Source organism: uncultured Polaribacter sp. (assembly GCF_947501385.1).
In the GTDB taxonomy this organism is placed as follows: Bacteria; Bacteroidota; Bacteroidia; order Flavobacteriales; family Flavobacteriaceae; genus Polaribacter.
The window spans coordinates 86554-112837 of sequence record NZ_CANMVP010000005.1; the positions used below are offsets into that span (position 1 = coordinate 86554).

The window sequence follows — 26284 nt, forward strand, 5'->3', positions numbered from 1 at the left end:
GCTATGGAAGAATCAATTCTAAAAATTGATTTTAGTAATGTATTGGTAATTCTACTTTCAATAGTGGTCTTTGCCCTAATTATTTTTGTGCGATATTTAATCGTGTCTCGTGTATATCATTGGGTTTTCTTCAAAAGGTTTGGTAAAGTATTTCCGAATAGAATTTTAAATAAAAAACCTTTAAAAAAGAAACAAATTATTAAAGAAATTTATTGGTCTTTAATAAGTGGGTTTATTTTTGGCGGAATTGCCGTTTTTATTTATTATTTATGGTCTATTAATTATACCGCAATTTATATAGATCCTAAAAAATATTCTTTGTGGTATATTCCGCTAAGCATTCTTGCTTTTTTGTGTATTCAAGATACGTATTATTATTGGATTCATAGATGGATGCACATTCCTAAATTTTACAAATTCTTTCATAAAACACATCATAAAAGTGTGCATACAACTGTATTTACCTCTTTCTCTTTTCATCCTTATGAAACGCTTCTACAAGCAATTTACTTACCTTTTGTATTAGTATTTTTACCTTTACACATATATGCGCTATTAGCTGTCTTATTAATAATGACGCTTTCTGCAACTATAAATCATGCGGGTATTGAAGTATACCCTTCAGGAAAATTTGGCAATAAGTTTAAAAAATGGATTATTGGCGCAACGCATCATGATGCTCATCACACAAAATTCAATTATAACTACGGTTTGTATTTTACCTTTTGGGATCGATTGATGAGAACAGAATTAGAAGAAAAACAGCCCTGAATATTTCAAAGCTGTTTTAATTTTCATCATTCACAAACTCCCCCAAGATTGCTTTCTATTGCTTTTCTTTTATAATTTTTAGCCAATTCTCATCTGCTTTTTGCTGAAGTTTTGCTGCGCCTTCTTTTTGCCACAATTCTAGTGTATTTGTTCCCCAAGAATTGTAAAACAAATATAATTTACCGCCTCTAATTTCAAAAGTTTCTGGATCTACGGATACTTTTTTTGCTTTTGCTCCAATTGCATATGCACAATACCCACCATAAGCAGGTATGTATTTTTTGGGTGATTTTTTAAAAATTTCTAAATTTTCTTGAGATGAAAACTTAAATTTTACACCATCATATATTGTCGTGAATTTTTTATTTCCTTCTTTTGCCTCACTCTTAAAATAAGCAACCACATCATAACCTTCTGCGATAAAACCTTTTTTAGTGTTATACTCTTGTGCTAAAAATGCTGTGGAAATGGTAAGAAATAAAATAGTGATTAGATATTTCATCGAGTTTGGTTTTTTAATTGGTCGATGAAAGGGTTGGGAAATTACATTTTTTTGCGAGGATTTTTCAAATTAAAAATCATAAGTTGAGGGATAATAAAAACCTATAAACCTAGCCTAAAGTTGTGTTTTTTATATGGTTTTTAATTTATTGATATTAGCAATTAATTTCTGCCCAAGAATTAAACTGTTTATTTGTTTTATTTAAAGTTCTTAAATTTGTTCTAATATGAAATCTAGGTATATCTTTTTGTGACCCCAAAAAGTAATTGTTCTAAAGCAATTTGGGCATTTCCAATGATGATGCGTACCATCTTCTCGTTCGAAATTACAACCTAAACTTTTTAAATAAGCTTCCCAACATTTCGTAGGTACAGGATTATTATATTTTGTCATATTTAAACTGCAATAGACATCTGTTCTACTTCAGTCTCATCTGGTAAGTTAAATTGTTTTTTTATATCATCAAAAGTAGTCTCGCTTAAGTTTACCATTCTCTTTTTCAGGTATTTGTTACGCTCCCAACCTAAATCAGATAAGAAAGATTGTATCTTTTCTTCACTTAAGGAAAGTAAATCTTTAGAGAATTGTTTGAGAATTTCTGTCATTAAGTCATGAGCTTCTTTAATAGAGTCCCCATAAGAAGATAATTCCAAACTAGGTATATATAGGACATCAGAATCTCCCTCTTTAAAACCAACAGCACTAAGGGTACCTTTTATTCTAATTTTACTGATATTTAAATTTTCTCTTTTCATTATTTACACAAAAATAAATGTTAAAATGACTGTAAGATTATACATTTTTCTTCCTCTCACTCAATTAGTTCGCTCCTTGAAATCAGATTTAAATTGCTAATATTAAACAAAAATGATAGACGAATGTAATCTATTTTCAATGATATATATTTAGTATCATCAAAGCTATCAGAAAATAAGTTTAGAAAAAAACTACATTATTTTTCTAATTTCTCTCCGCCAAAACCTTCATTAAATACTCATTTTGTTTTTCTAAAAGCTCGTTGGTTCTGTTCATCAACTCAATATTTTTTGGTGTCACCACTTCTTTATTTTTAGGGTCATCTGCTTTTTTCCTCATGGAGTTCATCATTTTTACAACCACAAACACTGTAAAAGTAATGACTAAAAAATCGATTCCAGCTTCTACCAATTTTCCATAACCAATGGCTATTTCTTCTGGTTTCGATACGCCGTTTGTAATCATGGCTTCTCTTAAAATTAGCTTTTTATTTTCCCAATTGGTACCATCTGTCATAAAAGATAATGGAGGCATCAACACCTCTTTTACCAAAACATTTACTACTTTGTTAAATGCCGCACCAATAATTACACCAATGGCAATATCGATCATATTCCCTTTTACTGCAAACTCCTTAAATTCTTCTAATAGCTTAAATTTCATCTCTATTCTCTTTAATCTTTGTTCTCTTTTCTTTTTTTTTTTACAAAACCATTAAGTTACATCCTCTAATATCAGAATTGTCGAAGCGCCCAATAATTTCAAAGGTTCCGTTTTCATGTACTTTTCCTAAATCTTGTGTCGCTATAAATGAACATGAATTGTAATTTGCCAAATCTATCACATTAATTCCACCATTTTTTGCAGGAGCATTTATTGTAAGTGCATCTTCGGTATCTCTTGTTAAAATTTTCATCCAAGGTGGTGTTTTAAAGATCCCATTTCCTTTAGAATATGCCTGACTTAACAATTCTGTCATTCCGTATTCTGAATGAATTTGAGACACTCCAAAACCCTTTCCTAAAATACGGTGCAATTCTTCTCTAATTAATTCTTTTCTTCTTCCTTTCATTCCACCAGTTTCCATAATTATGGTATTTTTCAGGTTGAATTGTTGCATTTCAACTAAATCTAACAGAGCGAAAGAAACCCCAATTAAAAGTGTTTTTTGTCCGTTTTTGTCTAAAGCGATTAGTTTTTTAGCCAACTCCTCTAAAGTATCGAGATAAAAGCCACTTTCTGCATTTTTAGATTTCCGAATTAAATCATCTACCATAAAAACCAAAGAAGAACCTTTTCTTTCTAAATAATTGGGCAATAAAGCCAAAACTGTGTAGTCTTCTATGTTTTCATAGAAATGAGCGAAACCTTTTAAATAACTTTCTTTGTAAACCTCAATATCTGTAACAAAATGTTTGCTTGTGATACTTCCTGTTGTACCCGAACTTGTAAAAATTTCTTCGACTTCATCTAAAGAGGAAATTATTTTTTTACTTTTAAAAAACTGAATGGGCAAAAAAGGAATTTCTTCGACCTTCGAAATATCAGAAGGATGAATGTATAATAGATCACAAAAAGAACGGTACACTTTATTATTATTAAATTGATGTTTAAAAACCGCTAAAGCGCATGCTGTAAATTCTTGCTCGTTTTGTATGTTAAAAATGCTATGCTTCATAATATTTGGTAAAAATAATACTTATGTACGCAACCTTTTGCATCTTTTTACATCTTGTAAGAAAGAATTATACATAGTATGAAAAAAAATATTTTTTTTGTAAATTTTCTATTCCTTTTTTTACTGTTTTTTAACTGTGAAAAAAATGATGAGAAAAAGAATCCTTTTAGCACCGTTTTAAAAGGAGAAGAATTTGTGACAGCCAACAATAAGTTTGCTTTTGATATTTTTAAAAAAATATCTAACGAAGAAAATAAAGAAAACTATATGATTTCTCCTGTAAGTCTTTCACTAGCTTTAGGAATGACATACAATGGCGCAGAAAATAGCACAAAAACAGCATTCGAAAGCACCTTAAACTACACTTCTTTTTTACCCGAAGAAATTAATACAATCAATAAAGAAATTATAACTAATTTGTCTGATAATTCTGCAGGTTCTACTTTTAAAATTGCAAATTCTATTTGGATTGAAAATTCATTTCCGGTAAAAGAAAACTTTACAAATATCAATGCAAATTACTACAGTGCAGCTGTTGAAAAATTAGATTTTTCTAATCCCAATTCAGTAAATATCATTAACAATTGGGTTTCTGATAAAACCTATCAAAAAATTTCAAAAATTATTGATATTATAAACGCAGATGATATCATGTTTTTAATCAATGCTATTTATTTTAAAAGTGATTGGAAATACAGTTTTAATCCTTCAGAAACAACAGCACTTCCTTTTTACGGAAAGAATAATACTCAAGATGTAAAAACGATGCAGTTAACAGCTGACTTAGATTTTTATGAAAACACAAATTTTACAGCCGTTAAATTACCTTATAAAAACGACAAATATGCAATGACCCTTTTACTTCCTAAAGACGGAAAAAATATAGAGGATATTTCTAATCTACTAAACACAGAGAATTGGGGAAATTGGAATGCAAATTTCAGTAAAAAAGAAGTAGCACTCAAAATGCCAAAGTTTACATTTTCTTATGAAAAAGAATTGAAAGAACAACTTACTGACTTAGGTTTAGGTGTTGCTTTTACAAATTCTGCAGATTTTAGTAATATAAGTGATGTACCGCTTTCAATTTCTTTTGTATTGCAAAAAACATTTATTGAAGTAAATGAATTAGGAACAGAAGCTGCGGCTGTTACAGCAGTTGGAATAGGAGTAACATCTGTTGATCTATCTAAAAAAAGTGTGGCACTAAACAAACCTTTTCTATTTGCAATCACAGAAAAAGAAACAAACTCTATTTGCTTTATTGGTAAGATAGGAATGCCAAATATTGAATAATATGAATATAAAAAAACTACCTTTATTTTTCTCTTTTTTATTGCTAAGCATAGTATTCATAAGCTGTGAAAGCAACGAAGCGAACAGTTTAATAGCAGGTAAATGGAATGTCACAGAGATGATTGGGGGCTTTTCTAAACCAAAAAACTATAAGATTGGGAGTATTACTTGGACGTTTGATACTGATAAAAAAATACTTTCTATTAAAAACAACTTAATTGTTACAAATACCACAAATAACGATTTCACAAAGAACGAAACTGGAGATTACAATTACAAAATTGAAACTGAAAACGAAATTGATTATCTCATTATAAAAAATAGAAAAGGCGCTATAAAATCTAATGAAGATGGCTTCATGATCGATTTTGGAATCGCTTATGATGATATTGGGTATATTTTAAAACGATAAATGATGAAGTTAAAAACAACTTATTTATTACTATTTATTGGCATTTTTACTTTTTCTTTTTGTGATGAAAGTAAAACGATTGCTACCGTTTGTAATGTAGAAAATCCATTAGAAGACTTCGCTTTTTTAAAAGAAGCTAAAAATTCGATTGACGTTATAGATTGTGGTGGTAAGAGCTCAATTACACAATACACCTACAATTCAGAAATTGTTTTTGAAGTAAATATTTGTGATCAAATTGCAGACGGACAAACCATAGTTTACAACTGTTCTGGAGAAACGGTTTGTATTTTTGGTGGAATTGCAGGTCAAAATACCTGTCCCGACTTTGAGGATAATGCAACCAATAAAATTCTTTTGTATGGAAACTAAAAAACGCTTTTTTAGAGTTATTTTGATTGCTTTTTCTGTGATTTTATTTTTCGCTTCTTGTGAAAATTCTAATGATGTATCAGAGATAGAAAAAACATACATTATTGCTTCTAAACAAATAGATTGTCAAGGCGTTGGGCCTCAAAAATGTTTTTTAATAAAAGAAAACCAACAAGAGAGTTGGCAAAATTTTTACAGCGCTATTAGTGGCTTTGAATATGAAGAAGGGTTTGAATATGAGATTTTAGTTTCTGAAAAAGAAATCGAAAATCCACCACAAGACAGTTCTTCAATAGCATATACATTAATTAAAGTGATTTCTAAAGTTGAAAAAACTTCAGAAAATTTACCAAATTAAAACATAAAAAATGAAAAGTAATTATTTCTTATTTCTATTATTTACAGTAACGTTATTTTCTTGCGAGCAAAATAAAGAAATACATATTGATGAAAGTAACTTATTAATTGGTGTATGGGAAAAACCAATTTACGAAGGAGAAAGAGTCACATTTTTAAGAACTTCCGCACTACCAAAAGAAGCTTACGGAATAGCATTCGAAAACAATGGTATTTTTAGAGAACGAACGTCTGGTTGGTGCGGAACACCTCCATTAAGTTTTTTTAATATTGATGGCAATTTTAAATTAGAAAATACGCTTATAAATATTGTTACACAAAATTATCCATCAAATTATAGTTGGCAAATTATTTCGCTAACAGAAAACGAATTGGTAGTTGAAAGCGTAATTACAGATCAAGAAAAAGACCATAGAAATTTACTAGAACTTTTTGACGAAATTTCTAATTTGGCTTATTCAGCAAGCTGTGTAAATACAGCAGATTGGACTTTTGTTGGTTACGGCGCTAAAGCTTGTGGTGGCTTCCAAGGCTATATGCCGTATTCAAAAAATATAGACACTATTGCTTTTCTTAAAAAAATTGATGCATACACGAAAGCAGAAAAAGAATACAACATCCAATGGAATATTGTTTCTGACTGTGCCTTGGTTGCTCCCCCAACCGCTGTACAATGTCAGAATGGATATCCAGCACTCATTTATTAACAACTATAAAATTTAAAAACATGAAAAAATTAGCATTTTTAACCTTGGGAGTTATTTTATTTTCATCTTGTTTAAATGATGATACTCCAAATTTTACGTATGGGTTTGTAGCCATAGATGAAGCTACTACTCCAACAAGTTTTACATATGGTGAAAAAGATACCATTTATCTAAAATATACATTGCCTAATAGCTGTTATCATTTTAACGATGTTTATTATGAATATGAAGATACAACAAGAATTGTAGCAGTGCGAGCTTTTATTGATTTAGATGTTGAGTGTATCGAAGAAGAAATTGAGAAAGAATACGAATTAATTGTAAATGTAACCCAGGAAGAAGATTATCTTTTCAAATTTTATAAAGGAAAAGATATTGATGGAGAAAACATTTTTGAAGAAGTTGTAATTCCTGTAAATTAAAAACATCAACCTTAAAGAACTCATAAAAGGGTGCTGTAATCAAAATTTAACAGCACAATCTGAAGTTTATCAGTTATTTGCTGATAAACTCTTTCCCCTTTGTCTAAAATATTCAAGAAATTATCAAGATGCAGAAGACACCTTGCAAGATAGTTTTTTAACCATTTTTAGTAAAATAAAACAATACAAACATCAGGGTTCTTTTGAAGGTTGGTTAAAACGAGTTACCATAAATACCGCACTTCAAAAATATAGAAAAAAAGCCCCTTTAGAAATCATAAAAGAAATTTCTGACTATGATGAAATTGAAGAAGTTTCTTTAGAAAGTAAATTATTTAGTTTAGATATCTTATTAGAATTTATTCAACAATTACCAGACAGGTATCGGTTGGTTTTTAATTTGTATGTATTAGATAACTATGCGCATAAAGAAATTGCAACACTTTTAAATATTTCTGAAAACACGTCTAAATCTAATTTATCTAGGGCAAGAAAAATTTTAAAAAACAAGTTAGAGATGTATCAACAAACAGCTCAAAAAGCGTAAGAAATGGATCACAAAAATATTGATAGATTGTTTCAGGAAAAACTCAAAAATTTGGAAGCTTCTCCAAATAAAAGGGTTTGGAGCGCTATTGAAAGTAAATTGGATAAAAAGAAACGAAGAGTACTTCCCTTTTGGTGGTTTTCTGGCGGAATTGCAGCCTTATTTATATTGGGTCTTTTGCTATTTCCCTTTTCTGAAAAACAACATAATATCAATAACAATCCCATTATTGTTACTGAAAAACAAATTGAAGAAAGTGATGATTCTAATAAAACTATTTTAGATTCTGTTGCGAATAAAAGCATTCAAAAAGAAACCATTTTAATTGCAGATGAAAAAAACAACAAGAAAAAAACAATAAAAAAGAACAAACAGGTAAACAAGCAACCTTTTTTTATGGCTGGTAATAATGTTATAAAAGAAAAACTAGTAAAAGAAAAAAGCAAGCAAAAGAATTTTAAAATTGATAGCAATGCCATTAAAAATGAAAAAATCATCACTTCTAAAAAACAGGATCCCGTTTCTAAAAAATCGAATGCTAGTGAAGGTTTAAAACCGAAAAAGGATTTTCTTACGGTTGTAAAAAAGGAAAAAGACAAAGAAACAGAAGCCATCAAAGAAACAGATAATGCTTGGTCTGTAAGCCCTGTTGTGGCAATTTTAAATTCAAATTCTTTTTCAGATACCTCACCAATAGACAACAATTTATTAAACTCTACTTCTGGTAAAAACTCCTTCTCGTACGGTGTGCAAGTTTCCTATAAAATAAATAAAAAATGGAGCATTCAGTCAGGAATTCATCAACAAAAAATGAGGTACGAAAACAATAATATTTCGGTATCAAACACATCTACTTCTAGTAGGTCTTCTGCTGTTTTTAGCACAGGTAATTCATTCAATTTTGATGGCAACAGAAATGTAGAGTCTTTTAGTGTTTCTAATGTTTCTCTAACAAATACGGTAAGTTCTAATGGAGAGTTATTGCAAGAATATGGTTATATCGAAATTCCTTTAGAAATAAAGTATAATGTCTCTAACAATCAAAAATTTAACACACAACTTGTGGCGGGTTTTAGTTCTTTGTTTTTAAACAGAAATAATTTAGAATTGAATACGAATACTGTGAATCAGTTTGGAAATGCAGACAATTTAAACGCTATAAACTTTAGCGGTAATTTTGGAGTAGATTTTAACTATTTTTTAGATAAAAAATGGTCTATACATATCAATCCTATGTTTAAAGCGCAACTAAATACATTTAGTGAAAACTCAAATGGCTTTTCTCCTTTTAATATTGGTGTCTATTCTGGAGTTAAATATAATTTTTAGTGAGTGCTTTTAACATTTTAAAAAAAAACGTATTGTCAACCTTGAATATTTTTAACCCTAATTAAAAAAAAATAATGAATTTTATAACAAATACATACAGAACTTTAAGCGGAATAAAAAAAGTTGTAGAACTTCCTGTTAAAAAAGATTATCAATGGGTTATTTATCAAGATAACAAGCCTGCATATTTTGTAGATTATTTCGATTTAGAGAAAGAATCTAATGCAATGATGAATATTTTGGTTTTATGTTCGGATAATTCTTTAAACGACGTTTTAAAAATTATTAGCAAACGTAATAATATTTATTTATCTGTTCCTAAGGTCTCTAGAATTGGACTTCAAAAAAAAATAAAATCCGAAATTATAGACTTAGATCTACAACCAATACCTAAAAAATGGTTGGCTTATTCTTTATAAATTTTTACAATTAATTCGCTTTTATCATTCATAGAGGCTCTATACATTCCAGCAGTATTAAACTCGAAAGACATATTTCCATTTTTATCTAAAGCCACAACACCACCGGTTCCACCAAGCTTTGTTAATTTATTTTGAATGACATCTGATGTGGCTTCTTTCAACGTTTTTTGTTGATATTCCATTTGTGCAGAAATATCATATGCAACCTGATTTCTAATAAAGTATTCTCCCCAACCTGTAGAGGAAACTCCGCAAGTTAAATTATTGGCATAAGTACCAGAGCCAATAATTGGCGCATCACCAATTCTTCCCCAACGTTTATTTGTCATGCCTCCAGTAGAAGTTCCCGCAGCTATGTTTCCATCTTTATCTAGCGCAACACAACCCACCGTTCCAAATTTTGAATTTTTTATATCTGCATCGTAAAAAGCTGCATTTTTATCATTAGAATCTAATTCCGTTTTATTTCTATTTTTTATTCTTTGTAAAGATTGAAATCTTCTTTCTGTATAAAAGTAACTTGGATCTACCATGTCCAACCCTTTCTCTTTTGCAAATATAGATGCTCCTTTCCCAGAAAGCATTACATGATCTGAATCTGTCATTATTTTTATGGCCAATTCAATGGGGCTTTTTACATTGGTCACTCCAGCAACTGCACCAGCATTTAAAGTTTCTCCATCCATAAACGAAGCATCTAATTCATTGGTTTCTTCATGGGTAAAAACAGCTCCTTTACCGGCATTAAACAATGGCGATTCTTCCATAACCTGAATCGTCTTCTTTACAGCTTCTGTACTTGTTCCACCGTTTTTAAGAATTGTATGTCCAGTTTTAATTGCTTCTTCTAGCTTTGCTATGTATGCTGCTTCTTTTTCGTCAGACATATTTTTCTTTAAAATAGTTCCTGCACCTCCGTGTATAATAATCGCAAAATCATTTATCTTCTTAGGTTTTTCTTTCTCTGGTGAGGTTTCATTGGTTTTACATCCAAAAGAAATCAATACCATTGCTACAATAAAAAAAAGTTTGTTCATGATTGGTTTGTTTAAAATTAAACAATAATTTGTCTTTTTGTTTAATTTATTTATTTATTAAATAATTCGTAATTTCGTTCCTCGAATTTAAACAACTAAAACGAAACTGCAAAATGACAGATTTTGGGATTAAAGAAGCCTTATTAGAATTAGGCCTAAAAGACATAAATAACGGAACCTCTACGGGTTCTGATAATTTTTCTAACGGAACAGTAATTGAAAGCTATTCTCCTGTAGATGGAAAACTAATTGGTAAAGTAAAAACAACCACAAAAGAAGACTATGAAAAAGTGATGGAAAAAGCGACAAAAGCTTTTAAATCATTTAGACACATGCCTGCTCCGCAAAGAGGAGAAATTGTACGTCAGTTTGGAAATAAATTAAGAGAAAAGAAAGAAGCACTTGGAAAATTGGTTTCTTATGAAATGGGAAAATCATACCAAGAAGGTTTGGGTGAAGTACAAGAAATGATAGACATCTGTGATTTTGCAGTAGGTTTGTCAAGACAATTAAACGGACAAACGATTCCTTCTGAACGTCCAGGGCATGTTATGAGAGAGCAGTGGCATCCAATTGGTGTTGTTGGTATAATTTCTGCATTTAATTTTCCAGTGGCCGTGTGGGCTTGGAATACAGCTTTGGCTTGGATCTGTGGTGACGTTTGTGTATGGAAAGGTTCTGAAAAAGCACCTTTATGTACAGTAGCTTGTCAGAATATTATTGCTGAAATATTAAAAGAAAATAATTTACCAGAAGGTATTTCTTGTATCATCAATGGAGATTATAAGGTTGGCGAAATGATGACTACAGATGCTAGAATTCCTTTGGTTTCAGCAACAGGCTCAACAAGAATGGGAAGAATTGTTGGTGCAACAGTTGCCGAACGTTTTGGGAAATCTTTATTAGAATTGGGAGGAAATAATGCCATTATTATTACACCAACGGCAGACTTAAAAGTGGTTGTACCAGGTGCTGTATTTGGTGCTGTAGGAACTTGTGGACAACGTTGTACATCTACCAGGAGATTAATTATTCACGAATCTGTGTACGACAAAGTAAGAGATGCCATTGTTGGCGCTTATGGTCAAATTAAAATAGGAAATCCTTTAGACGAAACAAATCATGTGGGTCCTTTAATTGATAAAGATGCTGTAAACACGTATTTAGCCGCGATTGAAAAAGCAAAAGCTGAGGGTGGAAACGTATTGGTTGAAGGTGGTGTTTTAGAAGGAGAAGGTTACGAAAGTGGTTGCTACGTAAAACCAGCAATTATCGAAGCTAAAAATCATTTTGAGATTGTACAACATGAAACTTTTGCACCTATTTTATATGTAATGAAATATTCTGGAGATGTAGAAAATGCGATTGAACAACAAAATGGTGTTGTGCAAGGGTTGTCTTCTGCGATTATGACAAATGAATTGAAAGAAGCTGAAAAATTCTTGTCTTATGCAGGTTCTGATTGTGGAATTGCCAATGTAAATATTGGAACTTCTGGCGCAGAAATTGGTGGTGCTTTTGGAGGTGAAAAAGAAACTGGTGGTGGTCGTGAATCTGGCTCTGATGCTTGGAAAGTATATATGCGTAGACAAACAAATACTATTAATTATTCAGATGAATTGCCTTTAGCACAAGGAATTAAGTTTGATTTGTAGGAGCTTTAAACAAAGCAAGGGAACATGCTCCCTTGTTAACGCCTAATTTAAAAAACCACCTCAATTGAGGTGGTTTTATATTTTTGTGAATGTCAAAAAATGTTTTAATTATTTAAAGCTTCCCGTCTTTTGAAAATTTAACTCTACTACGCTTCGTCTAATTCTTCAAAGCTTCCGCTATTTTTGAAAATTTGACTCCGCTTACGCTTCGTCTAATTCTTTAAAGCTTCCGCTCCACCAACAATTTCTAAAATTTCGTTTGTAATTGCTGCTTGACGTGCTTTGTTATATTTTAATAACAATTCGTCTCTTAAATCTGTTGCGTTGTCTGTTGCCTTGTGCATCGCCGTCATACGTGCGCCATGTTCTGAAGCAAAACTATCTCTTAACGATTTGTATAATTGTGTTTTTAAAGATTTCGGTATTAAAGCTAATACAATTTCTTCTTTAGATGGCTCAAAAATATAATCTGAGTTTACCGCATTTGCATCTCCTCCTTCAATTGGCTTAATAGGTAAGAATTGTTCTACCTGAGGCAATTGTGTTGCTGCATTCTTAAACCGATTGTAGATAATTTCAATTTTATCATACGTACCGTCAACATACATATCCATTAACTTTTCTGCAACCAATGCTACATTGTCAAAAGTTAAATCATCATAAATATCATTTCTTGTGGCTACCACATTATATCCTTTAGATAAAACGTCTGTTCCTTTTTTACCAATGGTAAATAAATCTATAGGTATACCACTGTATTTTTCATTGATGATATTTACAGTTTTCTTTGTGATAGAAGAATTAAAACCACCACATAAGCCTCTATTAGATGTAATTACAACTAATAAAACTTTAGAAACTTCTCTTTGTGCTGAATATGCTCCTCCACTATCACTATCTAAAGTTGCACTTAAGTTTTGTAACAACTCCGTTAGTTTAGATGAATAAGGTCTCATTGCTACAATAGCATCTTGCGCCTTTTTCAACTTTGCAGCAGATACCATTTTCATGGCAGATGTAATCTGCATTGTAGAACCTATAGAGGTAATTCTATTTCGTATTTCTTTTAAGTTTGCCATTCTATTGGAATTTTGAAATTCCCGTGTTTACTGAAACAAGTTCAAAACAAGCACGGGAACGACAACTATATGTTAAGCAAAATGCTTTGAAATTTCTTTAGCTGCAGCTTCTAAAACACCCGTAGCTTCGGCTGTTAATTTTCCTGACTTTAATACGTCTAAAGTATCTCTATGTTTTGCATTTAAGTAATCGATATAATCTTTCTCGAATTTCTTTACTTGGTTTACAGGAACATCTTTTAATAAGTTCTTAGAACCTGCATAAATGATTGCAATTTGATCTTCTACGGAAAAAGGATCATTTTGAGCTTGTTTTAAAATTTCAACATTACGTTGTCCTTTAGAAATTACACTCATTGTAGCGGCATCTAAATCTGAACCAAACTTAGCAAACGCTTCTAATTCACGATACTGTGCTTGATCTAATTTTAAAGTACCAGATACTTTCTTCATCGCTTTAATCTGAGCGTTACCACCCACACGAGATACAGAAATACCTACGTTAATTGCTGGACGAACACCAGAGTTAAATAAATCTCCATCTAAGAAAATTTGACCATCTGTAATTGAAATTACGTTGGTAGGTATGTATGCTGATACATCTCCTGCTTGTGTTTCAATAATTGGTAATGCTGTTAAAGAACCTCCACCTTTTACAATTGCTGTTAAAGAATCTGGTAAATCGTTCATTTCACTTGCAATCTTGTCATCATTGATTACTTTTGCAGCTCTTTCTAATAATCTTGAGTGTAAATAAAATACATCACCAGGATAAGCCTCACGTCCTGGAGGTCTTCTTAATAATAAAGAAATCTCACGGTATGCAACAGCTTGTTTTGATAAGTCATCAAAAACAATTAAAGCAGGTCTACCCGTATCTCTAAAAAACTCTCCAATTGCAGCTCCGGCAAATGGTGCATAAACTTGCATTGCTGCAGGATCTGATGCATTTGCAGCTACAATTGTAGTATAGGCCATTGCTCCTTTTTCTTCTAACATATTTGCAATTGCTGCAACTGTAGAAGCTTTCTGACCGATCGCAACATAAATACAATATACTGGCTCACCAGCATCGTAAAATTCTTTCTGATTTAAAATAGTATCTAAAGCAACTGTAGACTTCCCTGTTTGACGGTCTCCAATAATCAACTCACGCTGACCTCTTCCTACAGGAATCATCGCATCAATAGATTTAATACCAGTCTGTAATGGTTCTGTTACAGGCTCTCTATAAATAACCCCTGGAGCTCTTCGCTCTAGTGGCATTTCATAAGTAACTCCAGTAATAGGACCTTTACCATCAATTGGACTTCCTAAAGTATCTACAACTCTTCCTACAATTCCTTCACCTGCTCTTAAAGAAGCAATACGTTCTGTACGTTTTACTGTAGAACCTTCTTTAATAGAAGTAGAAGCTCCTAACAATACAACACCTGCATTGTCTTCTTCTAAGTTTAATACGATACCTTCTAATCCGTTTTCGAATTCGACCAATTCACCATATTGAACATTAGAAAGACCGTACACACGAGCAATACCATCTCCTACTTGTAAAACAGTTCCCACTTCGTTTAAAGTAGCTTTTGCTTCGAAATTTGTTAATTGTTGTTTTAAAATTGCTGATACTTCAGCTGGTTTAATACTTGCCATCTTTTATGATTTGATGTATAATTAAATTTTTGGAATGTAATGACTATTGTCAAATTCCTTTTTCAATTCGTTTAAATAGTTAGAGATACTTGCATCATATTGTACATCTCCAACACGTAAGATAAAACCACCTAAAATAGCTGGATTTATAACGTTTTCTAAATTTGCTTTTTCGCCTGTTAAAGCAATAATTTTATTTAGAACTTGTGCTTCTACTTCTTTTGTTAAAGGAACAGCGGTAGTAACTTTTGCTACTTGTGTACTTTTTAAATGATCAAAAACAATTGCATATTTTTTAGAAATAGACTCTAACATTGCAATTCTTTTGTTGTCTTGTAACAAATGAAATAAGCCTAATGTAATGTTATTTACCTTCCCGTCAAACAGGGCGTTTAAGACATTCATTTTGTCGGAAGCTTTCACAATAGGACTTCTTAACATCACCTCTAATTCAGCATTCTCAGCAATTGTAGCGGCAATGAATGACATATCATCATTTACTGCAGTTTCTGAATTAGAATCTGTTGCAAGATTTAATATTGCTTTGGCGTAACGTAATGCTGCTCTTGCGTCTTTCATTTCTACTTAATTTAAAGTAACATCTTTTAAGATTTCTTCAACTAATTTAAGTTGGTCTTCTTTGTTAGATAATTCTTTTCTAATAACAGTTTCTGCAATACCTATAGATAATTCTGCAACGTTCTTTTTTATTTCGGCTAAAGCGGCTTGTTTTTCTTGAATAATAGAAGCTTGTGCTTTTTCTATTAAAACGGCAGTAACTTCTTTAGCCCCTTCTTTAGCTTCTGAAATAATATTATTGCTAATATCTCTTGCTTCTTTCATTAGGGCATCTCTTTCTGCTCTTGCTTCTTTAATTAACCTTTGGTTGTCTGCTTGTAAATTTTGCATTTCTTTACGTGCATTTTCTGCAGCTGCCAATGCATTTTCTATTCCAGATTCTCTTTCTTCAAGAGAATTTAAAATTGGTTTCCAAGCAAACTTTACCATTAAAGCAATTAAAGCTAATAGTAAAATTGTAGAGACTGCAAATAACCCTGGTGAAAAATCGTTTAATAAAGTTTCCATTTTATAAACTAATTATATATTTTTTTCTTTTTTGTTTCATAAAAACACCTTCTGTAACCAACCGTTACAGAATGGTGTTTTGTTGTTTTTGTTTGGATTATTTTCCTAAGAACAATGCACCAAATGCTAAACCTTCTAATAATGCAGCGATAATAATCATTGCTGTTTGAATTTTTCCTGTCGCTTCTGGCTGACGAGCAATACCTTCCATTGCTTTTCCACCAATTTGACCTAATCCAATTCCTGCGCCGATTACGATTAATCCTGCTCCAATCATGTTGTACATAATAAATGTATTTTATGTTAATTAAACAATTTGCATTAATGAGCCTCAGCATGATCATCTACCGCCATACCAATAAATAATGCGGAAAGCATTGTAAAGATATACGCTTGTAAAAAAGCAACTAAAACCTCAATTAATAATATAAAAAATGATAACACGAAAGACAATCCTGTTGCACCAACAACCCCTAAAGATTCTTTTAGTGTAAACATAATTGCAATTAGACTCATTACCACAATATGACCTGCTGAAATGTTTGCGAACAAACGTACTAATAATGAAAATGGCTTAATAATTAAAGCTCCAGCCAATTCTATAATTGCTAAAATTGGGCGAATTAAAATTGGAACTCCTGGCATCCACAACATGTGCATCCAATATCCTTTTGTACCACTTGCACTATAAATTATTAATGTAAAGATTGCCAAACAAGCTGTAACTGCTAATTGACCTGTAACATTAAATCCTAAAGGTGTTAAACCCGCTAAGTTTAATACCCAAATAAAGAAAAAGACCGTTAATAAATATCCTGTAAATCTTCTGTAATGTTTATCACCAATATTTGGTCTCGCAATTTCATCACGAACATATAAAACCAAAGGCTCTAAAACTCTAGCAAAACCAGTTGGCACTTGCTTTGTTTTGTATTGCTTTGCCAATCTAGAAAACCAGAATAACAATAATAAACCTATTAATATGATCCCAAAAACACTTTTAGTTATTGAAAAATCTAAAACTTTATGCGCGTTTGTTGCATGATGGTCTGCATCAAAAGAAACCGTAGTGGCTTCTTGATCTAATTCGTAGATTTTAGAATGAATTTTTGCAAATTTTAAGCCTTTCTTTTCAACAATTACATGACCATCGTCATTATGATGAAATTCTGAAGACATAAAAGTCACCAAACCTTCTGTTGTCCAAATAATGATTGGTAGCGGAAAACCGACGTGTTTTCTTTCTCCTGCATCATTGGTGTAAGACCATAAAGAAAAATCGTGAGAATCTTTAATGTGATGTAGAATATATGCATCTACTTCATTTTTCGTATTTACACGTCCGCCGTCGTTTTCAGTGTCGTGTTTTTGATCAGAGTTTACTGCAAAACTAGCCGTTGTAAAAAGGGCTATGGCTGTTATTGTAAGAAACTTGATTGTTTTTTGTGCAATCTTCATTGTAAAAATACGCTTTCTAAATTCCGCGCAAAGGTACGCAATAAATCAAAACTACAAACCATTTTTTATTGAATAATTTTTTATTCTTTTTGGTTGAGTATTTTCAACACAAAAATTGCTTCTGTTAACAAAAAAATGAAGAGTGGAAACACTAACGAAGTTTTTTCTGCTAAACTAAAGGAATCTATAGTAAATAGCGGGTTGTAGAAAAATATTACGAATAGAATTAGCTTGACAACCAAGGTACTTAAATAGATGAAACCTAGTTGTGGAAAAAGTTTATCAACAGTAGAAACTACTCTTAGATTCACACAAATTAACCCTGAAAAGAAGGCGTGAAAGAGGTAGATTTTCTCAAGAGAAAAAGAAACTTTAAGCTCTAAATATGCTAATAAAAACTGATGTGTATAAAAGCCAACTAAAAACAACCCAACAAAAACTAGTATGTAACGAAATAGCGCTTTATTCATTAATTTTATTGGCTTGTTTTATCAATGAGTACATGGCTAAAAATATGGCTAACAATGTGATGGTTTCTGTTAAAAAGGTCAATTCGAATTTTTTATCTAACCATGCTCCCAAAAGAAAGCCTAAATAAATGGTCAAACCCATTTGTAAGCCTGCTCCAGAGAGTTGTAACGCTTTATTAAGCGGTTTTTTCTGAGGGTTTTTCTGCTTCATTTTCGGTATTTAATTCTTTTACAGCGCCTTTCATTGCGCAAGTTGCATTAAAAGTTGCGCCTGGTTCTATAGAAAGTTTACCAATAGTAACATCACCAGAAATATCTGCAGTGCCTTTTATGGTTAAAGTTTTGGCTACCGTTAGCTGACCAGAAAATGTACCTTCTATATCTGCATTTGTAGCTTCTACGGTTCCTTTTATAGAACCTTCTGTACCAATGATAACTCTGCCTGCTGTTTTTAAGGTTCCTTCTAAGAAACCGTCTATTCGAAAATCTCCATCAGATTTGATATCTCCAACAAAAGTTGAGTTTTTTGCAATTACATTTCTTTCCATAGTTCTGGTATTTACTTTTTCTTGATTTTTCTCTTTACTGTTAAACATGCTTATTTGTTTAATTGTTTTAAGATTTCTTTCGCTTTCTTACCTTCTTCTGAATTTCCATAGTTAATAGCCACAAACTCTAATGCGTCTTTATAAATTTCTTTGTCTAAATATTTACCAATTGCGTACGCTTTTAAAAGCTCGAACTTAGGCTTTAATTTAGAGTTTGTAAGGCTTGGTAGCATATCATTAATGCCAATTAAAACATTTCTATACTCTCCTTTTTTATATAAATAATATAATTTTTTATATGATTTTTCTACTTCACTTACTTTGACATCTTCTTCAAATTTTTCCTCTGGATTCTTTATCATTTGAGCAAAAGCTGTATTTGGATACTGTGTAAGAATTACATTTTTATATTTTTCGGCAGTTTCCATCTCATTTAAATCTTTATAAACTTGGTATAAATGCCAGTTTATAGGCAAAATAAGTTCTTTTCTGGGGTTTAAAGTGGAAACTCTCTCTAACCTTTGTATGGCTAATTTCGGATCTTTAAATTGCTCTTTATAAATTAAACCCAACTCATACAAAGCCTGATTCCTATCCATTTTTAAAGTGTCTATTTTTTGTTTTTCTGTAGGAATGGTTGCTAAATAACTAGCCAAATCATAGCGTACATCTTTTTGAATGGTTGCTACAGAATCTATCGCTGTTCCACCAAAAATAACACTAGAAGACCAACGCCAATTGTCTTCCAATTTTCTATTTCCCCAGATTTTCTGGAACTCTGTTTTACCAAAACCTAATGTTTGCGAATTGTAGAAATACCATTTTCCCTTATTTACAGATTGTAAAGAATTGCCAGAAACACCACCAAAAGCAATCTGATTCAACCTTAATTGTGCAGCTGCTTCGTCGTTCTTTTTTAAATTATCAATATAATTTTGAAAGTATTCTTCTTGTGCTGGTTTCGATAAAGAAGCAATTCTAACAATGCTATCGTTTGTAGCAACTACGTTTTCAAACTTAATTAAAGAAGCTAAATTTTTATATTTTCTTTTTACTCTTCGAACTCTTAGGTCTAAGGTATCATTTGCAGAAACATTTAAAACACTGTCATAATAGCTACTTGCCAATAGATATTCTGAATCTTTAAAATATAAATTTCCTAAGTTTTCATAAGTGAAACTTTTTTGTTTGTCGATTCCGTTTTCGGCTCTTAAAGATTTGTTATAGAATTCTTTTGCAAGGTCTATACTGTCATATTTTTGATGAATAAGTCCTACTTGAAAATACAATTCATCTAAATAAGGTCTGTTTTCTCTATTTTTGATAAGTTTTCTCAACCTTTCTAAAACTGTTGATGAAACAGAATCATTAGGCGAATTCTTAGCCAATTCAATGATTGAATGGATTCTATATTTATACGGTGCTTTTTTAAATTGACTTAATCTATTAAAAACAATTGCTGCAGAATCTTTCTTATTTTCTTGAGCATAAATTTGCCCTAATACAAACATATTTCTTGCTGCTTGAGACCTGTTTTCTTGGGTTCTTGTTGCTAATTTTAGGTGTTTTTTTACTTTTTGTAAACTATCTGCTTGCATATACGCCATTGCCAAAGCAGTGTGTCCTTTTTCTTTAATTTCATCAGACAAGTCAGCTTCTAACGTGTCTTTTACCACCAACAAGAGCTTCATCGATTCTATCGCAAACTCTTCATTATTCATTCTAATATTTGCTTTGGCTCTCCAAACTTTGGTTTCTGCAATTAAATTTGCATCTGGGTAATTGGCTATTACATAATTAAAAGCTTCTACCGCAGGCACAAAACGCTGCGAATAATAACGAGCTTTTCCTAACAATAAATACGCATCGTCTATTTGACGGTTTCGTTCTAAACCGTCAATATTCATCCCGTGTTTTTGAATTGCTTTTACGGCTTTCTCTTCGGCTTTATCAAAAGGGCCTTGCGGTTTTTCTTCTGCATCTTCTTTTTCTGTTCTGCCAAAACCAGCACCTGGACCGTTATTTTTAAAAGTTGGTGCTACAATTTTACGATCATCAAATTCGATGGGTTCTATAATTAATTGTTGAAACCAATCGTCTTTATAACTATCTCTTATCCCTTGCAAACCTTTTTCAAAAGCTTCTTCACCGTTAAATAAAATATTATATTTAGAGGTGAGCGCGTGATAATTTCTATTGATAACAGTGTCCTTTTTTGTGCTACAAGCATACATGGCTCCAAAAAGAAGGGTGAAAAAAAGTATTTTTTTGATGTGTTTCATAAATTGAAAAAACTCTTATCTACAACTATATTCTTCTGAAAATAGTATACATAAGAGTGTAAAAATAGTAATATTTAAAGAATAGTCTAAAATGTAGGAACTATTTGTTTCTTTATTTTGAATAAGTTCTCGATATAATTCCGGTGAAAAAATAGGGATTACTAACATTGATATGGTTTATAATTAATTATTTTTCAGTAAACCAATTGTTCTCGGCTCCGCTACCATTGACCTAGCTTGTAAGTTGCTGTTTTACAAATTATTAATATATGTCTGGTCGAGCGCAGTCGAGACCTCATTAAAACCTCTCGATAGCTTCGCTAGCTACTTTCAATGAAAATGTATTTTCATTTCAGTAATGCTCGAGGAGACATTACGTCATTCCAACCGCTTGATAAAAATTTTTCTCGGGTCTCAAACTGACATTGAGCTATTTTATAATTTTTTTTAGTGATTTATAATATACAAAAATTCACCTAAAACTTTTCCACCACTATAAAAATTTCCAATTAAAATAAATAGTAAATACATACCTAAGCATAAATTAATAATTGATTTTTCTTTTTTTGATAACGATTGATATTTGAAAATAAGCGTATCAATAAGAAATTCATTTTCTTTAGCTTTCATAATACTTTTCTTATTTATTTAATTTTTCAACAATTTAAAACAATAATAATTATCTACAGTGCAAAATAGCTTTCTAATTCTTTTAAAGTTTCTGCTGATGTTTCTGTGTCTTTTACCACATTTCCTTTGTCTAAAACTACAATTCTTTCGCAAACTTCGGTTACGTGCGTTAAATCGTGACTAGAAACTAACACCGTAATTTCTCTGTTCTCTGTCAGTTTTTTTATAATTTGTTTTAGCCTGATTTGTGTTGTTGGATCTAAATTTGCAAACGGTTCATCTAAGATAACCACTTGCGGATTTCCCATTAATGCGGCAACAATTCCTGCTTTTTTCTGATTTCCTTTGCTTAAATCTCGTAAGTATTTTTTCTTCCCAACAATTTCATCATTAAAAAACTCATCAAACTGCGCTAAGAATTTCTTTACGTCTGCTTTGTTCATACCTCTTAAATCGCCAATAAAATCGAAATATTCTTCAGGCGTTAAGTAGGTAATTAGAAAAGATTCGTCTATAAAAGAGCCTGTAAAATTTTTCCATTCTTCGCTTGAATTCACCACAATATCATGGTTGGTAATTGCGCCAGTTGTTGGTCTAATTAAATCTAAAAGAATGTTGAATAGTGTTGTTTTTCCTGCGCCGTTATTCCCAACCAATCCAAAACTTTGTCCTTTGGGTATTACTATCGATGGTACATTTAAAACTTCTGCTTTTCCGTATTTTTTTGATATGGTATCTATTGTAATCATTGTGTTTTTTGTTAAGTTGAAATTATGCTTCTTTTCCGAAAGCGTTAATCATCAAATATTTATCTCGTATGTATTTTTTCTCTATATAATTCATCACATATTTTTTACAAAGAAGGCTAATAATTCCTATAGAAGCAACCACTATATACCCAGCATTGCCGCCAACATATGTATCGAATAACCAAAATAACAACATGGGGATTCCCATGATTGGAATGATAATAATAAACTGTGTGGCGCTGGTACCTTGTGTGTTTCCAAAACCACCTTTGTTTAAATCTATTCTCTTTCTATTGAAAGAACCTGCATACAATAAAAAAAGTGAGTTAAAACCAACATTGAATATCGCGCCAGCCGTAATCATTAAAAAAATATCTAAACCGAAATATAAATAGGGGAAACTTAATACGTATAGGAATGAAGTCATTACCACCATTAAAATCCATTTAGATTCTAAGAATTTTCTGTATTTAAAACTCTGACTCATTAACATTTTGTAATGTGCGCTGTCCCAAGCAGGAATAAACTGACCATAATTTAATGCAAAACCACCCGTAATAAATAAAGAGGCAAACATTAACATTGCTGGCATTTCTTTATATGTTTTTTGAGTGAAGAAAATTAAGCCATAAAAAAGAAATAAGAAAGACATTAAAAAAACGGTTTTTGTTCTTTTATTTCTCCAAATTAAACGAATGTCATTTTTAATAAACGGCGCCACATCACCCAACTTGTTTGCAAAAGACAAGTCTGCAGATTTTGCCTCTTCTACTTTTTGCGAAACAGCTTCGTCTAAATACACCAAGTTTCTTAATTGCTTGTAATTTAGATGGTATAAAACCGCTAAAATAGCAACACCAATGAAAGAATAGATGGGATTTGCATAAATGCCATCAAATATCTGACCTCCAAAAGCAGTAACGTCATAAATATCAAATTTTTGCAAACCAATCAAGGTCCCTAAAATTGCCACGATGATCACCAAGGCAACATTATTTTTATTGATTAAAAAGTTTAAGAAATTTGCAGACTGAATAATTAGAATAATAGCAAATAACCAGCCTAAAACACCCGTAGTGTTATAGCCTTCTTTTATTAAAACAATGGCAAAAGGAATGTAGAAAAACAGTCCTAAAATATTAAAGAAAGAAGCCGACGATTTTGCCAACACATAATGCACCAATTTGCTTTTTTTAATGGGTAAAATAAGCAGTGGTTTGATATTCATTATGGGCAACTTCTGCATCAAATATCTAAAAATTAGATCTCCTAAAATGGCAAAAAGCAAATAAGAGTTTACCAATTGTAAAGGATCAGATTCTGGGTATTCTTTCTTTAAAATAAAATAGCCTCCAACACCAATTGCTAAAAAAATACCGATAAAATAGAGGGCGAAAATGACCATAACTATTTTTAGAGCAATTCCTTTTTGCCAATGAGAAGAACGGAAATATTGTTTCCATTCTAAATTAAAAAAACGTGAAATCATAAGTTTGGTAAGTTAGTTTGTCCCATTTGTCCTTTGGACATTTTCCCAAAGGGAAAAATTATGGAGTTTTTATTATAATTGTTGATTTAATTAATTAGTATCAGAATTAATCATTTTGTTACAGGTTTTTTACAATTTTATATTCAGGATATGTTTCTTGTAGCAATTCTTCTGCTTTTTGTGGAATCACTACTAATGTTACATAAGAAAAGATAATTGCCAAAGTAATTAAGCTTGCAAACAAAATTTTTGCATAGATGGATATTATATTGTCAGAAAAATTTGACAGGTGAAAAAAGTTAGAAAAAATAATAATTGAGTTGAAAGAACCTGTTCTAAAAATTAGATCTTCTAATAAATATTTTCTGCCTTTTACTTTGAATCTTTTACTTGCTTTTTTAATAAGTCTTCGCGCTAAAAAAACATCACATATTGCTAAACCTAGCATTATTGCTAGAAAAACAACTTTATTTATTTTAACATCTAATAATGTATAAAAAATGAAGAAAATTAGAAAAGTTAAAATTAGTTTAGGCAAGGAAAACCATTCTTTTAAAAAACTCCATAAAATTTTGCCACACTTTTTACTCAAATTTTTTTGTTTGGCTTCCACAACACTCATAAAACCAAAAACACCAAACTTTTTAAAGGATCTGTCTCGCGCATCTTGGAATGACAACTGTGGCTGTGCCACCCAAATTTCTTCAATATTATTGGCCAAATGATCTACCAATTCTGTTTGCACATCATAATGTTCTACATAATGTTTTCTAGTGAATTTGTAGAGTTGGTCTATTTGAGAGTTTGTTAGTTTCATATCTATACAATTATATTCGGATATTGTTTTTGAACTTCCTTTTTATTTTGATTAAATACAGAATTACAAGACCAAAATGACAAAATTAAAAGTATAAAAACAATTATAATGAATATTGTTATGAATTGGATTTAGAAAGCTTTCATCACTCCTAAATGTGGTTGCATTCGCAAAATAAGTTGATGAAAAATTTACAAATAGGAAAAAAGTATGATTCATATCTGTTTTTAGAAATATTTCTTTTTTCTTTCTTTTGATAAAAAAACTAAAAAGCAGCACCATAACTACTGCAAAGATTAAGTAACTCATTTAAGCCAAAGAAATCATCTTTGACTACAAACCAATTCATTAAAACATACAAACCATAAAATAAACCTACTGAAATTTTAATTTTCGGCAACTTAAAAAAAGTAATAAAATGCTTAAAAGATGCTTTGTAAAACTTTTTTTGAACAGATTTCGTTTTCTCTTTTAGTAATTTACTAAAACCTCTATCACTAAAATTTCTGTGGATGTTTTCTATTTCTCTTTTAAAATTTAAATCTGGGTTTTTAGCTAGCTTTTGCTCTAAAATATTTGCAAAATGATCAACAATTTCTGTTCGAACATCATAATATTGAATGCCACAAACATACATATAGTTGTCTATTTGTAAAAGTTGTTCTTTAGTTAGTTCTATCATCTTAAAGAGCTTTAAACTTTTTTATAGCATATTGATGTTTTTTGTAAAAATGGAAATAACTATACGTTGAAAACGCAAATGTGCAAAACAAACCAATGTTAATTCCATTTAATTCTTTTGGTTTGGTCATGAAAATCAAAACCGTAAATAAACCAACAAATAATCCCAAACCTTGTGTTTTTAAAATAAAACCATAAGTTGTTTCAACTTTATTTTCTTTCTTTAAAAACATTACTAAAAATGCGATTATACATAAAACGATAAATATTTTACTAATTAGAAATAGAAAATCTTCTGAAGGATTTTGAATGGTAAAATCAAAATGAGTCAATACTAATAAAGGTAAAAAATAGGAAGTTAAAAGTATCAGATAGTATTTTGTGTATATTTTTTTAGCTTTAACAATAATCATTTTTGGAGCAGTAAAGCCTAAACCAAAATACATACTAGAAGTTTCCTTTAATTGCGGATTCCATTTCTGTTTAACTTCCTCTAAAGCACTGTTAAAAGTTTTGTTTTCAGTATTTATTATTTCTTCTATATCAGAAACTATGTGATCTAAAATCTCAAAACGAACATCTATGTATGTAATATTTTTTACATTTAAGTAATGTTCTATGCTCTGAATTTGTTGTTTTGTTAATTCCATATTACTCCAAACTAAATTTAGGATTTACCAAACGTTGCATCGTCTTTAAAAACTCTTGCATTTCTAACAACTTATTGGCAGTTTCTTTGGTGCCACTTTCCGTTAATTTGTAGTACTTTCTAAGTCTGTTGCCTACTTTCGCAACCTCAACATCTAACAAACCATCTGCCTCTAATTTGTGCAATGCAGGATACAAAGCACCTTCTGTAATTTGTAATTCGCCTTTGGTGAGTTCTTTTACTTTTTGAGTAATTTCATACCCATACATTTTATCGTTACTTTCTAATAACTTTAAAATAATGGTTTGTAAAGAACCTTTGTATAATTTCTGATTTCCCATTTCCTGATGTGTAATCGTGTAACTGTTTATTTGCTTATTCGTCAAACTGTTTTCACTGCCACTTCGAGTGTCAGGCTTTTTCAGCGTGATGT

The 26284-nt window shown here is 31.1% G+C and carries 34 protein-coding genes; 11 read left to right on the top strand and 23 right to left on the bottom strand.

The features are described 5' to 3' along the window. Window positions 1-3: 3 nt before the first annotated feature. Window positions 4-771 carry a sterol desaturase family protein gene (locus Q0998_RS04650; RefSeq protein ID WP_299666900.1) on the top strand — a complete coding sequence of 256 codons (768 nt, stop codon included), beginning with the start codon at window positions 4-6 and terminating at the stop codon, window positions 769-771. 55 nt (window positions 772-826) lie between these two features. Here Q0998_RS04650 and Q0998_RS04655 read toward each other — a convergent pair whose 3' ends face one another. The 5 genes from Q0998_RS04655 to Q0998_RS04675 all read right to left on the bottom strand — a co-directional run bounded on the left by Q0998_RS04655 (window position 827) and on the right by Q0998_RS04675 (window position 3707). Next, complete coding sequence (locus tag Q0998_RS04655) at window positions 827-1273, bottom strand: YHS domain-containing (seleno)protein (RefSeq protein WP_299666903.1); 447 nt, start codon at window positions 1271-1273, stop codon at window positions 827-829. Between the two features lie 210 nt (window positions 1274-1483). After that, window positions 1484-1666 carry a type II toxin-antitoxin system HicA family toxin gene (locus Q0998_RS04660; RefSeq protein ID WP_299666905.1) on the bottom strand — a complete coding sequence of 61 codons (183 nt, stop codon included), beginning with the start codon at window positions 1664-1666 and terminating at the stop codon, window positions 1484-1486. A 2-nt stretch (window positions 1667-1668) separates the two neighbouring features. Then, a complete protein-coding gene (locus Q0998_RS04665) occupies window positions 1669-2028 on the bottom strand; it encodes a hypothetical protein (protein ID WP_299666907.1) in 360 nt (119 codons plus the stop codon). Window positions 2029-2233: 205 nt separating this feature from the next. Continuing rightward, a complete protein-coding gene (gene mscL, locus Q0998_RS04670; protein ID WP_299666910.1) occupies window positions 2234-2692 on the bottom strand; it encodes a large conductance mechanosensitive channel protein MscL in 459 nt (152 codons plus the stop codon). A gap of 40 nt (window positions 2693-2732) precedes the next feature. Next, window positions 2733-3707 (bottom strand): acyl transferase, encoded by a 975-nt coding sequence (locus Q0998_RS04675; protein WP_299666912.1) that lies wholly within the window; start codon window positions 3705-3707, stop codon window positions 2733-2735. Window positions 3708-3785: 78 nt separating this feature from the next. On the opposite strand from Q0998_RS04675, the gene Q0998_RS04680 reads away from it, so the two are divergent. The 9 genes from Q0998_RS04680 to Q0998_RS04720 all read left to right on the top strand — a co-directional run bounded on the left by Q0998_RS04680 (window position 3786) and on the right by Q0998_RS04720 (window position 9568). Continuing rightward, on the top strand, window positions 3786-5003 hold the full coding sequence (locus Q0998_RS04680) for a serpin family protein (protein ID WP_299666915.1): 1218 nt from the start codon (window positions 3786-3788) through the stop codon (window positions 5001-5003). A gap of 1 nt (window position 5004) precedes the next feature. Next, the gene (locus Q0998_RS04685; RefSeq protein WP_299666917.1) at window positions 5005-5415 is read left to right on the top strand and encodes a hypothetical protein; all 411 of its coding nucleotides are present in this window, start codon (window positions 5005-5007) and stop codon (window positions 5413-5415) included. A 3-nt stretch (window positions 5416-5418) separates the two neighbouring features. Next, window positions 5419-5787 (top strand): hypothetical protein, encoded by a 369-nt coding sequence (locus tag Q0998_RS04690; protein WP_299666919.1) that lies wholly within the window; start codon window positions 5419-5421, stop codon window positions 5785-5787. Beyond that, a complete protein-coding gene (locus Q0998_RS04695; protein ID WP_299666921.1) occupies window positions 5777-6145 on the top strand; it encodes a DUF4377 domain-containing protein in 369 nt (122 codons plus the stop codon). The genes Q0998_RS04690 and Q0998_RS04695 overlap by 11 nt, the downstream gene beginning before the upstream one ends. A 10-nt stretch (window positions 6146-6155) precedes the next feature. Then, entirely contained in the window at window positions 6156-6851 is a 696-nt protein-coding gene (locus Q0998_RS04700; RefSeq protein ID WP_299666923.1) for a hypothetical protein, read from the top strand. A gap of 20 nt (window positions 6852-6871) precedes the next feature. Continuing rightward, entirely contained in the window at window positions 6872-7273 is a 402-nt protein-coding gene (locus tag Q0998_RS04705) for a hypothetical protein (RefSeq protein ID WP_299666925.1), read from the top strand. A gap of 22 nt (window positions 7274-7295) precedes the next feature. After that, complete coding sequence (locus tag Q0998_RS04710) at window positions 7296-7820, top strand: RNA polymerase sigma factor (RefSeq protein ID WP_366943602.1); 525 nt, start codon at window positions 7296-7298, stop codon at window positions 7818-7820. Window positions 7821-7823: 3 nt separating this feature from the next. Next, window positions 7824-9149, top strand: a complete 1326-nt coding sequence (locus Q0998_RS04715; protein WP_299666928.1) for a hypothetical protein — start codon at window positions 7824-7826, stop codon at window positions 9147-9149. Window positions 9150-9223: 74 nt separating this feature from the next. Beyond that, window positions 9224-9568, top strand: a complete 345-nt coding sequence (locus Q0998_RS04720; RefSeq protein ID WP_299666929.1) for a hypothetical protein — start codon at window positions 9224-9226, stop codon at window positions 9566-9568. Here Q0998_RS04720 and Q0998_RS04725 read toward each other — a convergent pair. Continuing rightward, window positions 9556-10608, bottom strand: a complete 1053-nt coding sequence (locus Q0998_RS04725; RefSeq protein ID WP_299666931.1) for an isoaspartyl peptidase/L-asparaginase family protein — start codon at window positions 10606-10608, stop codon at window positions 9556-9558. The genes Q0998_RS04720 and Q0998_RS04725 overlap by 13 nt on opposite strands. A gap of 113 nt (window positions 10609-10721) precedes the next feature. Here Q0998_RS04725 and Q0998_RS04730 point away from each other — a divergent pair, with 113 nt between their 5' ends. After that, window positions 10722-12263 (top strand): aldehyde dehydrogenase family protein, encoded by a 1542-nt coding sequence (locus Q0998_RS04730; protein WP_299666933.1) that lies wholly within the window; start codon window positions 10722-10724, stop codon window positions 12261-12263. Between the two features lie 212 nt (window positions 12264-12475). Here the strand turns inward: Q0998_RS04730 and atpG are convergent, their stop codons facing one another. The 17 genes from atpG to Q0998_RS04810 all read right to left on the bottom strand — a co-directional run bounded on the left by atpG (window position 12476) and on the right by Q0998_RS04810 (window position 26192). Then, window positions 12476-13342 carry an ATP synthase F1 subunit gamma gene (gene atpG / locus Q0998_RS04735; protein ID WP_299666936.1) on the bottom strand — a complete coding sequence of 289 codons (867 nt, stop codon included), beginning with the start codon at window positions 13340-13342 and terminating at the stop codon, window positions 12476-12478. 72 nt (window positions 13343-13414) lie between these two features. Next, window positions 13415-14992: a F0F1 ATP synthase subunit alpha gene (gene atpA / locus Q0998_RS04740; RefSeq protein ID WP_299666939.1), complete on the bottom strand. Its 1578-nt coding sequence runs from the start codon at window positions 14990-14992 to the stop codon at window positions 13415-13417. A gap of 21 nt (window positions 14993-15013) precedes the next feature. Beyond that, on the bottom strand, window positions 15014-15571 hold the full coding sequence (atpH, locus tag Q0998_RS04745; protein WP_299666941.1) for an ATP synthase F1 subunit delta: 558 nt from the start codon (window positions 15569-15571) through the stop codon (window positions 15014-15016). A 6-nt stretch (window positions 15572-15577) separates the two neighbouring features. Next, on the bottom strand, window positions 15578-16078 hold the full coding sequence (locus tag Q0998_RS04750; RefSeq protein ID WP_299666944.1) for a F0F1 ATP synthase subunit B: 501 nt from the start codon (window positions 16076-16078) through the stop codon (window positions 15578-15580). A gap of 97 nt (window positions 16079-16175) precedes the next feature. Continuing rightward, complete coding sequence (gene atpE, locus Q0998_RS04755) at window positions 16176-16364, bottom strand: ATP synthase F0 subunit C (protein WP_027076586.1); 189 nt, start codon at window positions 16362-16364, stop codon at window positions 16176-16178. Window positions 16365-16399: 35 nt separating this feature from the next. After that, complete coding sequence (gene atpB / locus Q0998_RS04760) at window positions 16400-17536, bottom strand: F0F1 ATP synthase subunit A (RefSeq protein WP_299666949.1); 1137 nt, start codon at window positions 17534-17536, stop codon at window positions 16400-16402. A gap of 80 nt (window positions 17537-17616) precedes the next feature. Further along, window positions 17617-18006, bottom strand: coding sequence for a DUF6168 family protein (locus Q0998_RS19380; protein WP_366943599.1), 390 nt, complete (start codon window positions 18004-18006; stop codon window positions 17617-17619). Then, window positions 17999-18217 carry an AtpZ/AtpI family protein gene (locus tag Q0998_RS04765; RefSeq protein WP_299666951.1) on the bottom strand — a complete coding sequence of 73 codons (219 nt, stop codon included), beginning with the start codon at window positions 18215-18217 and terminating at the stop codon, window positions 17999-18001. The genes Q0998_RS19380 and Q0998_RS04765 overlap by 8 nt, the downstream gene beginning before the upstream one ends. Then, entirely contained in the window at window positions 18183-18602 is a 420-nt protein-coding gene (locus Q0998_RS04770) for a polymer-forming cytoskeletal protein (protein ID WP_299666954.1), read from the bottom strand. Before Q0998_RS04770 ends, Q0998_RS04765 begins: the two co-directional genes overlap by 35 nt. Window positions 18603-18604: 2 nt before the next feature. Then, entirely contained in the window at window positions 18605-20836 is a 2232-nt protein-coding gene (locus Q0998_RS04775; RefSeq protein WP_299666956.1) for a tetratricopeptide repeat protein, read from the bottom strand. A gap of 447 nt (window positions 20837-21283) precedes the next feature. Further along, the gene (locus Q0998_RS04780; RefSeq protein WP_299666959.1) at window positions 21284-21466 is read right to left on the bottom strand and encodes a hypothetical protein; all 183 of its coding nucleotides are present in this window, start codon (window positions 21464-21466) and stop codon (window positions 21284-21286) included. A gap of 53 nt (window positions 21467-21519) precedes the next feature. Beyond that, window positions 21520-22215: an ABC transporter ATP-binding protein gene (locus Q0998_RS04785; protein ID WP_299666961.1), complete on the bottom strand. Its 696-nt coding sequence runs from the start codon at window positions 22213-22215 to the stop codon at window positions 21520-21522. 22 nt (window positions 22216-22237) lie between these two features. Continuing rightward, window positions 22238-23704 (bottom strand): DUF5687 family protein, encoded by a 1467-nt coding sequence (locus Q0998_RS04790; RefSeq protein WP_299666962.1) that lies wholly within the window; start codon window positions 23702-23704, stop codon window positions 22238-22240. 118 nt (window positions 23705-23822) lie between these two features. Further along, window positions 23823-24521, bottom strand: a complete 699-nt coding sequence (locus Q0998_RS04795) for a hypothetical protein (RefSeq protein WP_299666965.1) — start codon at window positions 24519-24521, stop codon at window positions 23823-23825. 265 nt (window positions 24522-24786) lie between these two features. Further along, entirely contained in the window at window positions 24787-25203 is a 417-nt protein-coding gene (locus Q0998_RS04800) for a hypothetical protein (protein ID WP_299666968.1), read from the bottom strand. Window position 25204: 1 nt separating this feature from the next. After that, a complete protein-coding gene (locus Q0998_RS04805) occupies window positions 25205-25852 on the bottom strand; it encodes a hypothetical protein (protein WP_299666970.1) in 648 nt (215 codons plus the stop codon). 1 nt (window position 25853) lies between these two features. Beyond that, on the bottom strand, window positions 25854-26192 hold the full coding sequence (locus Q0998_RS04810) for a helix-turn-helix transcriptional regulator (RefSeq protein WP_299666971.1): 339 nt from the start codon (window positions 26190-26192) through the stop codon (window positions 25854-25856). Window positions 26193-26284 lie beyond the last annotated feature (92 nt).

Bases quoted from the DNA above. Each gene is read 5' to 3' on its own strand.
- Q0998_RS04675 (WP_299666912.1), bottom strand. From the start codon at position 3,707: ATGAAGCATAGCATTTTTAACATACAAAACGAGCAAGAATTTACAGCA.
- Q0998_RS04655 (WP_299666903.1), bottom strand. From the start codon at position 1,273: ATGAAATATCTAATCACTATTTTATTTCTTACCATTTCCACAGCATTT.
- Q0998_RS04680 (WP_299666915.1), top strand. From the start codon at position 3,786: ATGAAAAAAAATATTTTTTTTGTAAATTTTCTATTCCTTTTTTTACTG.
- Q0998_RS04775 (WP_299666956.1), bottom strand. From the start codon at position 20,836: ATGAAACACATCAAAAAAATACTTTTTTTCACCCTTCTTTTTGGAGCC.
- Q0998_RS04715 (WP_299666928.1), top strand. From the start codon at position 7,824: ATGGATCACAAAAATATTGATAGATTGTTTCAGGAAAAACTCAAAAAT.
- Q0998_RS04705 (WP_299666925.1), top strand. From the start codon at position 6,872: ATGAAAAAATTAGCATTTTTAACCTTGGGAGTTATTTTATTTTCATCT.
- Q0998_RS04765 (WP_299666951.1), bottom strand. From the start codon at position 18,217: ATGAAGCAGAAAAACCCTCAGAAAAAACCGCTTAATAAAGCGTTACAA.
- Q0998_RS04805 (WP_299666970.1), bottom strand. From the start codon at position 25,852: ATGGAATTAACAAAACAACAAATTCAGAGCATAGAACATTACTTAAAT.
- Q0998_RS04780 (WP_299666959.1), bottom strand. From the start codon at position 21,466: ATGAAAGCTAAAGAAAATGAATTTCTTATTGATACGCTTATTTTCAAA.
- Q0998_RS04700 (WP_299666923.1), top strand. From the start codon at position 6,156: ATGAAAAGTAATTATTTCTTATTTCTATTATTTACAGTAACGTTATTT.
- Q0998_RS19380 (WP_366943599.1), bottom strand. From the start codon at position 18,006: ATGAATAAAGCGCTATTTCGTTACATACTAGTTTTTGTTGGGTTGTTT.
- Q0998_RS04750 (WP_299666944.1), bottom strand. From the start codon at position 16,078: ATGGAAACTTTATTAAACGATTTTTCACCAGGGTTATTTGCAGTCTCT.
- Q0998_RS04685 (WP_299666917.1), top strand. From the start codon at position 5,005: ATGAATATAAAAAAACTACCTTTATTTTTCTCTTTTTTATTGCTAAGC.
- Q0998_RS04800 (WP_299666968.1), bottom strand. From the start codon at position 25,203: ATGATAGAACTAACTAAAGAACAACTTTTACAAATAGACAACTATATG.
- Q0998_RS04770 (WP_299666954.1), bottom strand. From the start codon at position 18,602: ATGTTTAACAGTAAAGAGAAAAATCAAGAAAAAGTAAATACCAGAACT.
- atpE (WP_027076586.1), bottom strand. From the start codon at position 16,364: ATGTACAACATGATTGGAGCAGGATTAATCGTAATCGGCGCAGGAATT.
- atpH (WP_299666941.1), bottom strand. From the start codon at position 15,571: ATGAAAGACGCAAGAGCAGCATTACGTTACGCCAAAGCAATATTAAAT.
- Q0998_RS04720 (WP_299666929.1), top strand. From the start codon at position 9,224: ATGAATTTTATAACAAATACATACAGAACTTTAAGCGGAATAAAAAAA.
- mscL (WP_299666910.1), bottom strand. From the start codon at position 2,692: ATGAAATTTAAGCTATTAGAAGAATTTAAGGAGTTTGCAGTAAAAGGG.
- Q0998_RS04665 (WP_299666907.1), bottom strand. From the start codon at position 2,028: ATGAAAAGAGAAAATTTAAATATCAGTAAAATTAGAATAAAAGGTACC.
- Q0998_RS04730 (WP_299666933.1), top strand. From the start codon at position 10,722: ATGACAGATTTTGGGATTAAAGAAGCCTTATTAGAATTAGGCCTAAAA.
- Q0998_RS04785 (WP_299666961.1), bottom strand. From the start codon at position 22,215: ATGATTACAATAGATACCATATCAAAAAAATACGGAAAAGCAGAAGTT.
- atpB (WP_299666949.1), bottom strand. From the start codon at position 17,536: ATGAAGATTGCACAAAAAACAATCAAGTTTCTTACAATAACAGCCATA.
- atpG (WP_299666936.1), bottom strand. From the start codon at position 13,342: ATGGCAAACTTAAAAGAAATACGAAATAGAATTACCTCTATAGGTTCT.
- Q0998_RS04650 (WP_299666900.1), top strand. From the start codon at position 4: ATGGAAGAATCAATTCTAAAAATTGATTTTAGTAATGTATTGGTAATT.
- Q0998_RS04660 (WP_299666905.1), bottom strand. From the start codon at position 1,666: ATGACAAAATATAATAATCCTGTACCTACGAAATGTTGGGAAGCTTAT.
- atpA (WP_299666939.1), bottom strand. From the start codon at position 14,992: ATGGCAAGTATTAAACCAGCTGAAGTATCAGCAATTTTAAAACAACAA.
- Q0998_RS04695 (WP_299666921.1), top strand. From the start codon at position 5,777: ATGGAAACTAAAAAACGCTTTTTTAGAGTTATTTTGATTGCTTTTTCT.
- Q0998_RS04690 (WP_299666919.1), top strand. From the start codon at position 5,419: ATGAAGTTAAAAACAACTTATTTATTACTATTTATTGGCATTTTTACT.
- Q0998_RS04795 (WP_299666965.1), bottom strand. From the start codon at position 24,521: ATGAAACTAACAAACTCTCAAATAGACCAACTCTACAAATTCACTAGA.
- Q0998_RS04725 (WP_299666931.1), bottom strand. From the start codon at position 10,608: ATGAACAAACTTTTTTTTATTGTAGCAATGGTATTGATTTCTTTTGGA.
- Q0998_RS04790 (WP_299666962.1), bottom strand. From the start codon at position 23,704: ATGATTTCACGTTTTTTTAATTTAGAATGGAAACAATATTTCCGTTCT.
- Q0998_RS04810 (WP_299666971.1), bottom strand. From the start codon at position 26,192: ATGGGAAATCAGAAATTATACAAAGGTTCTTTACAAACCATTATTTTA.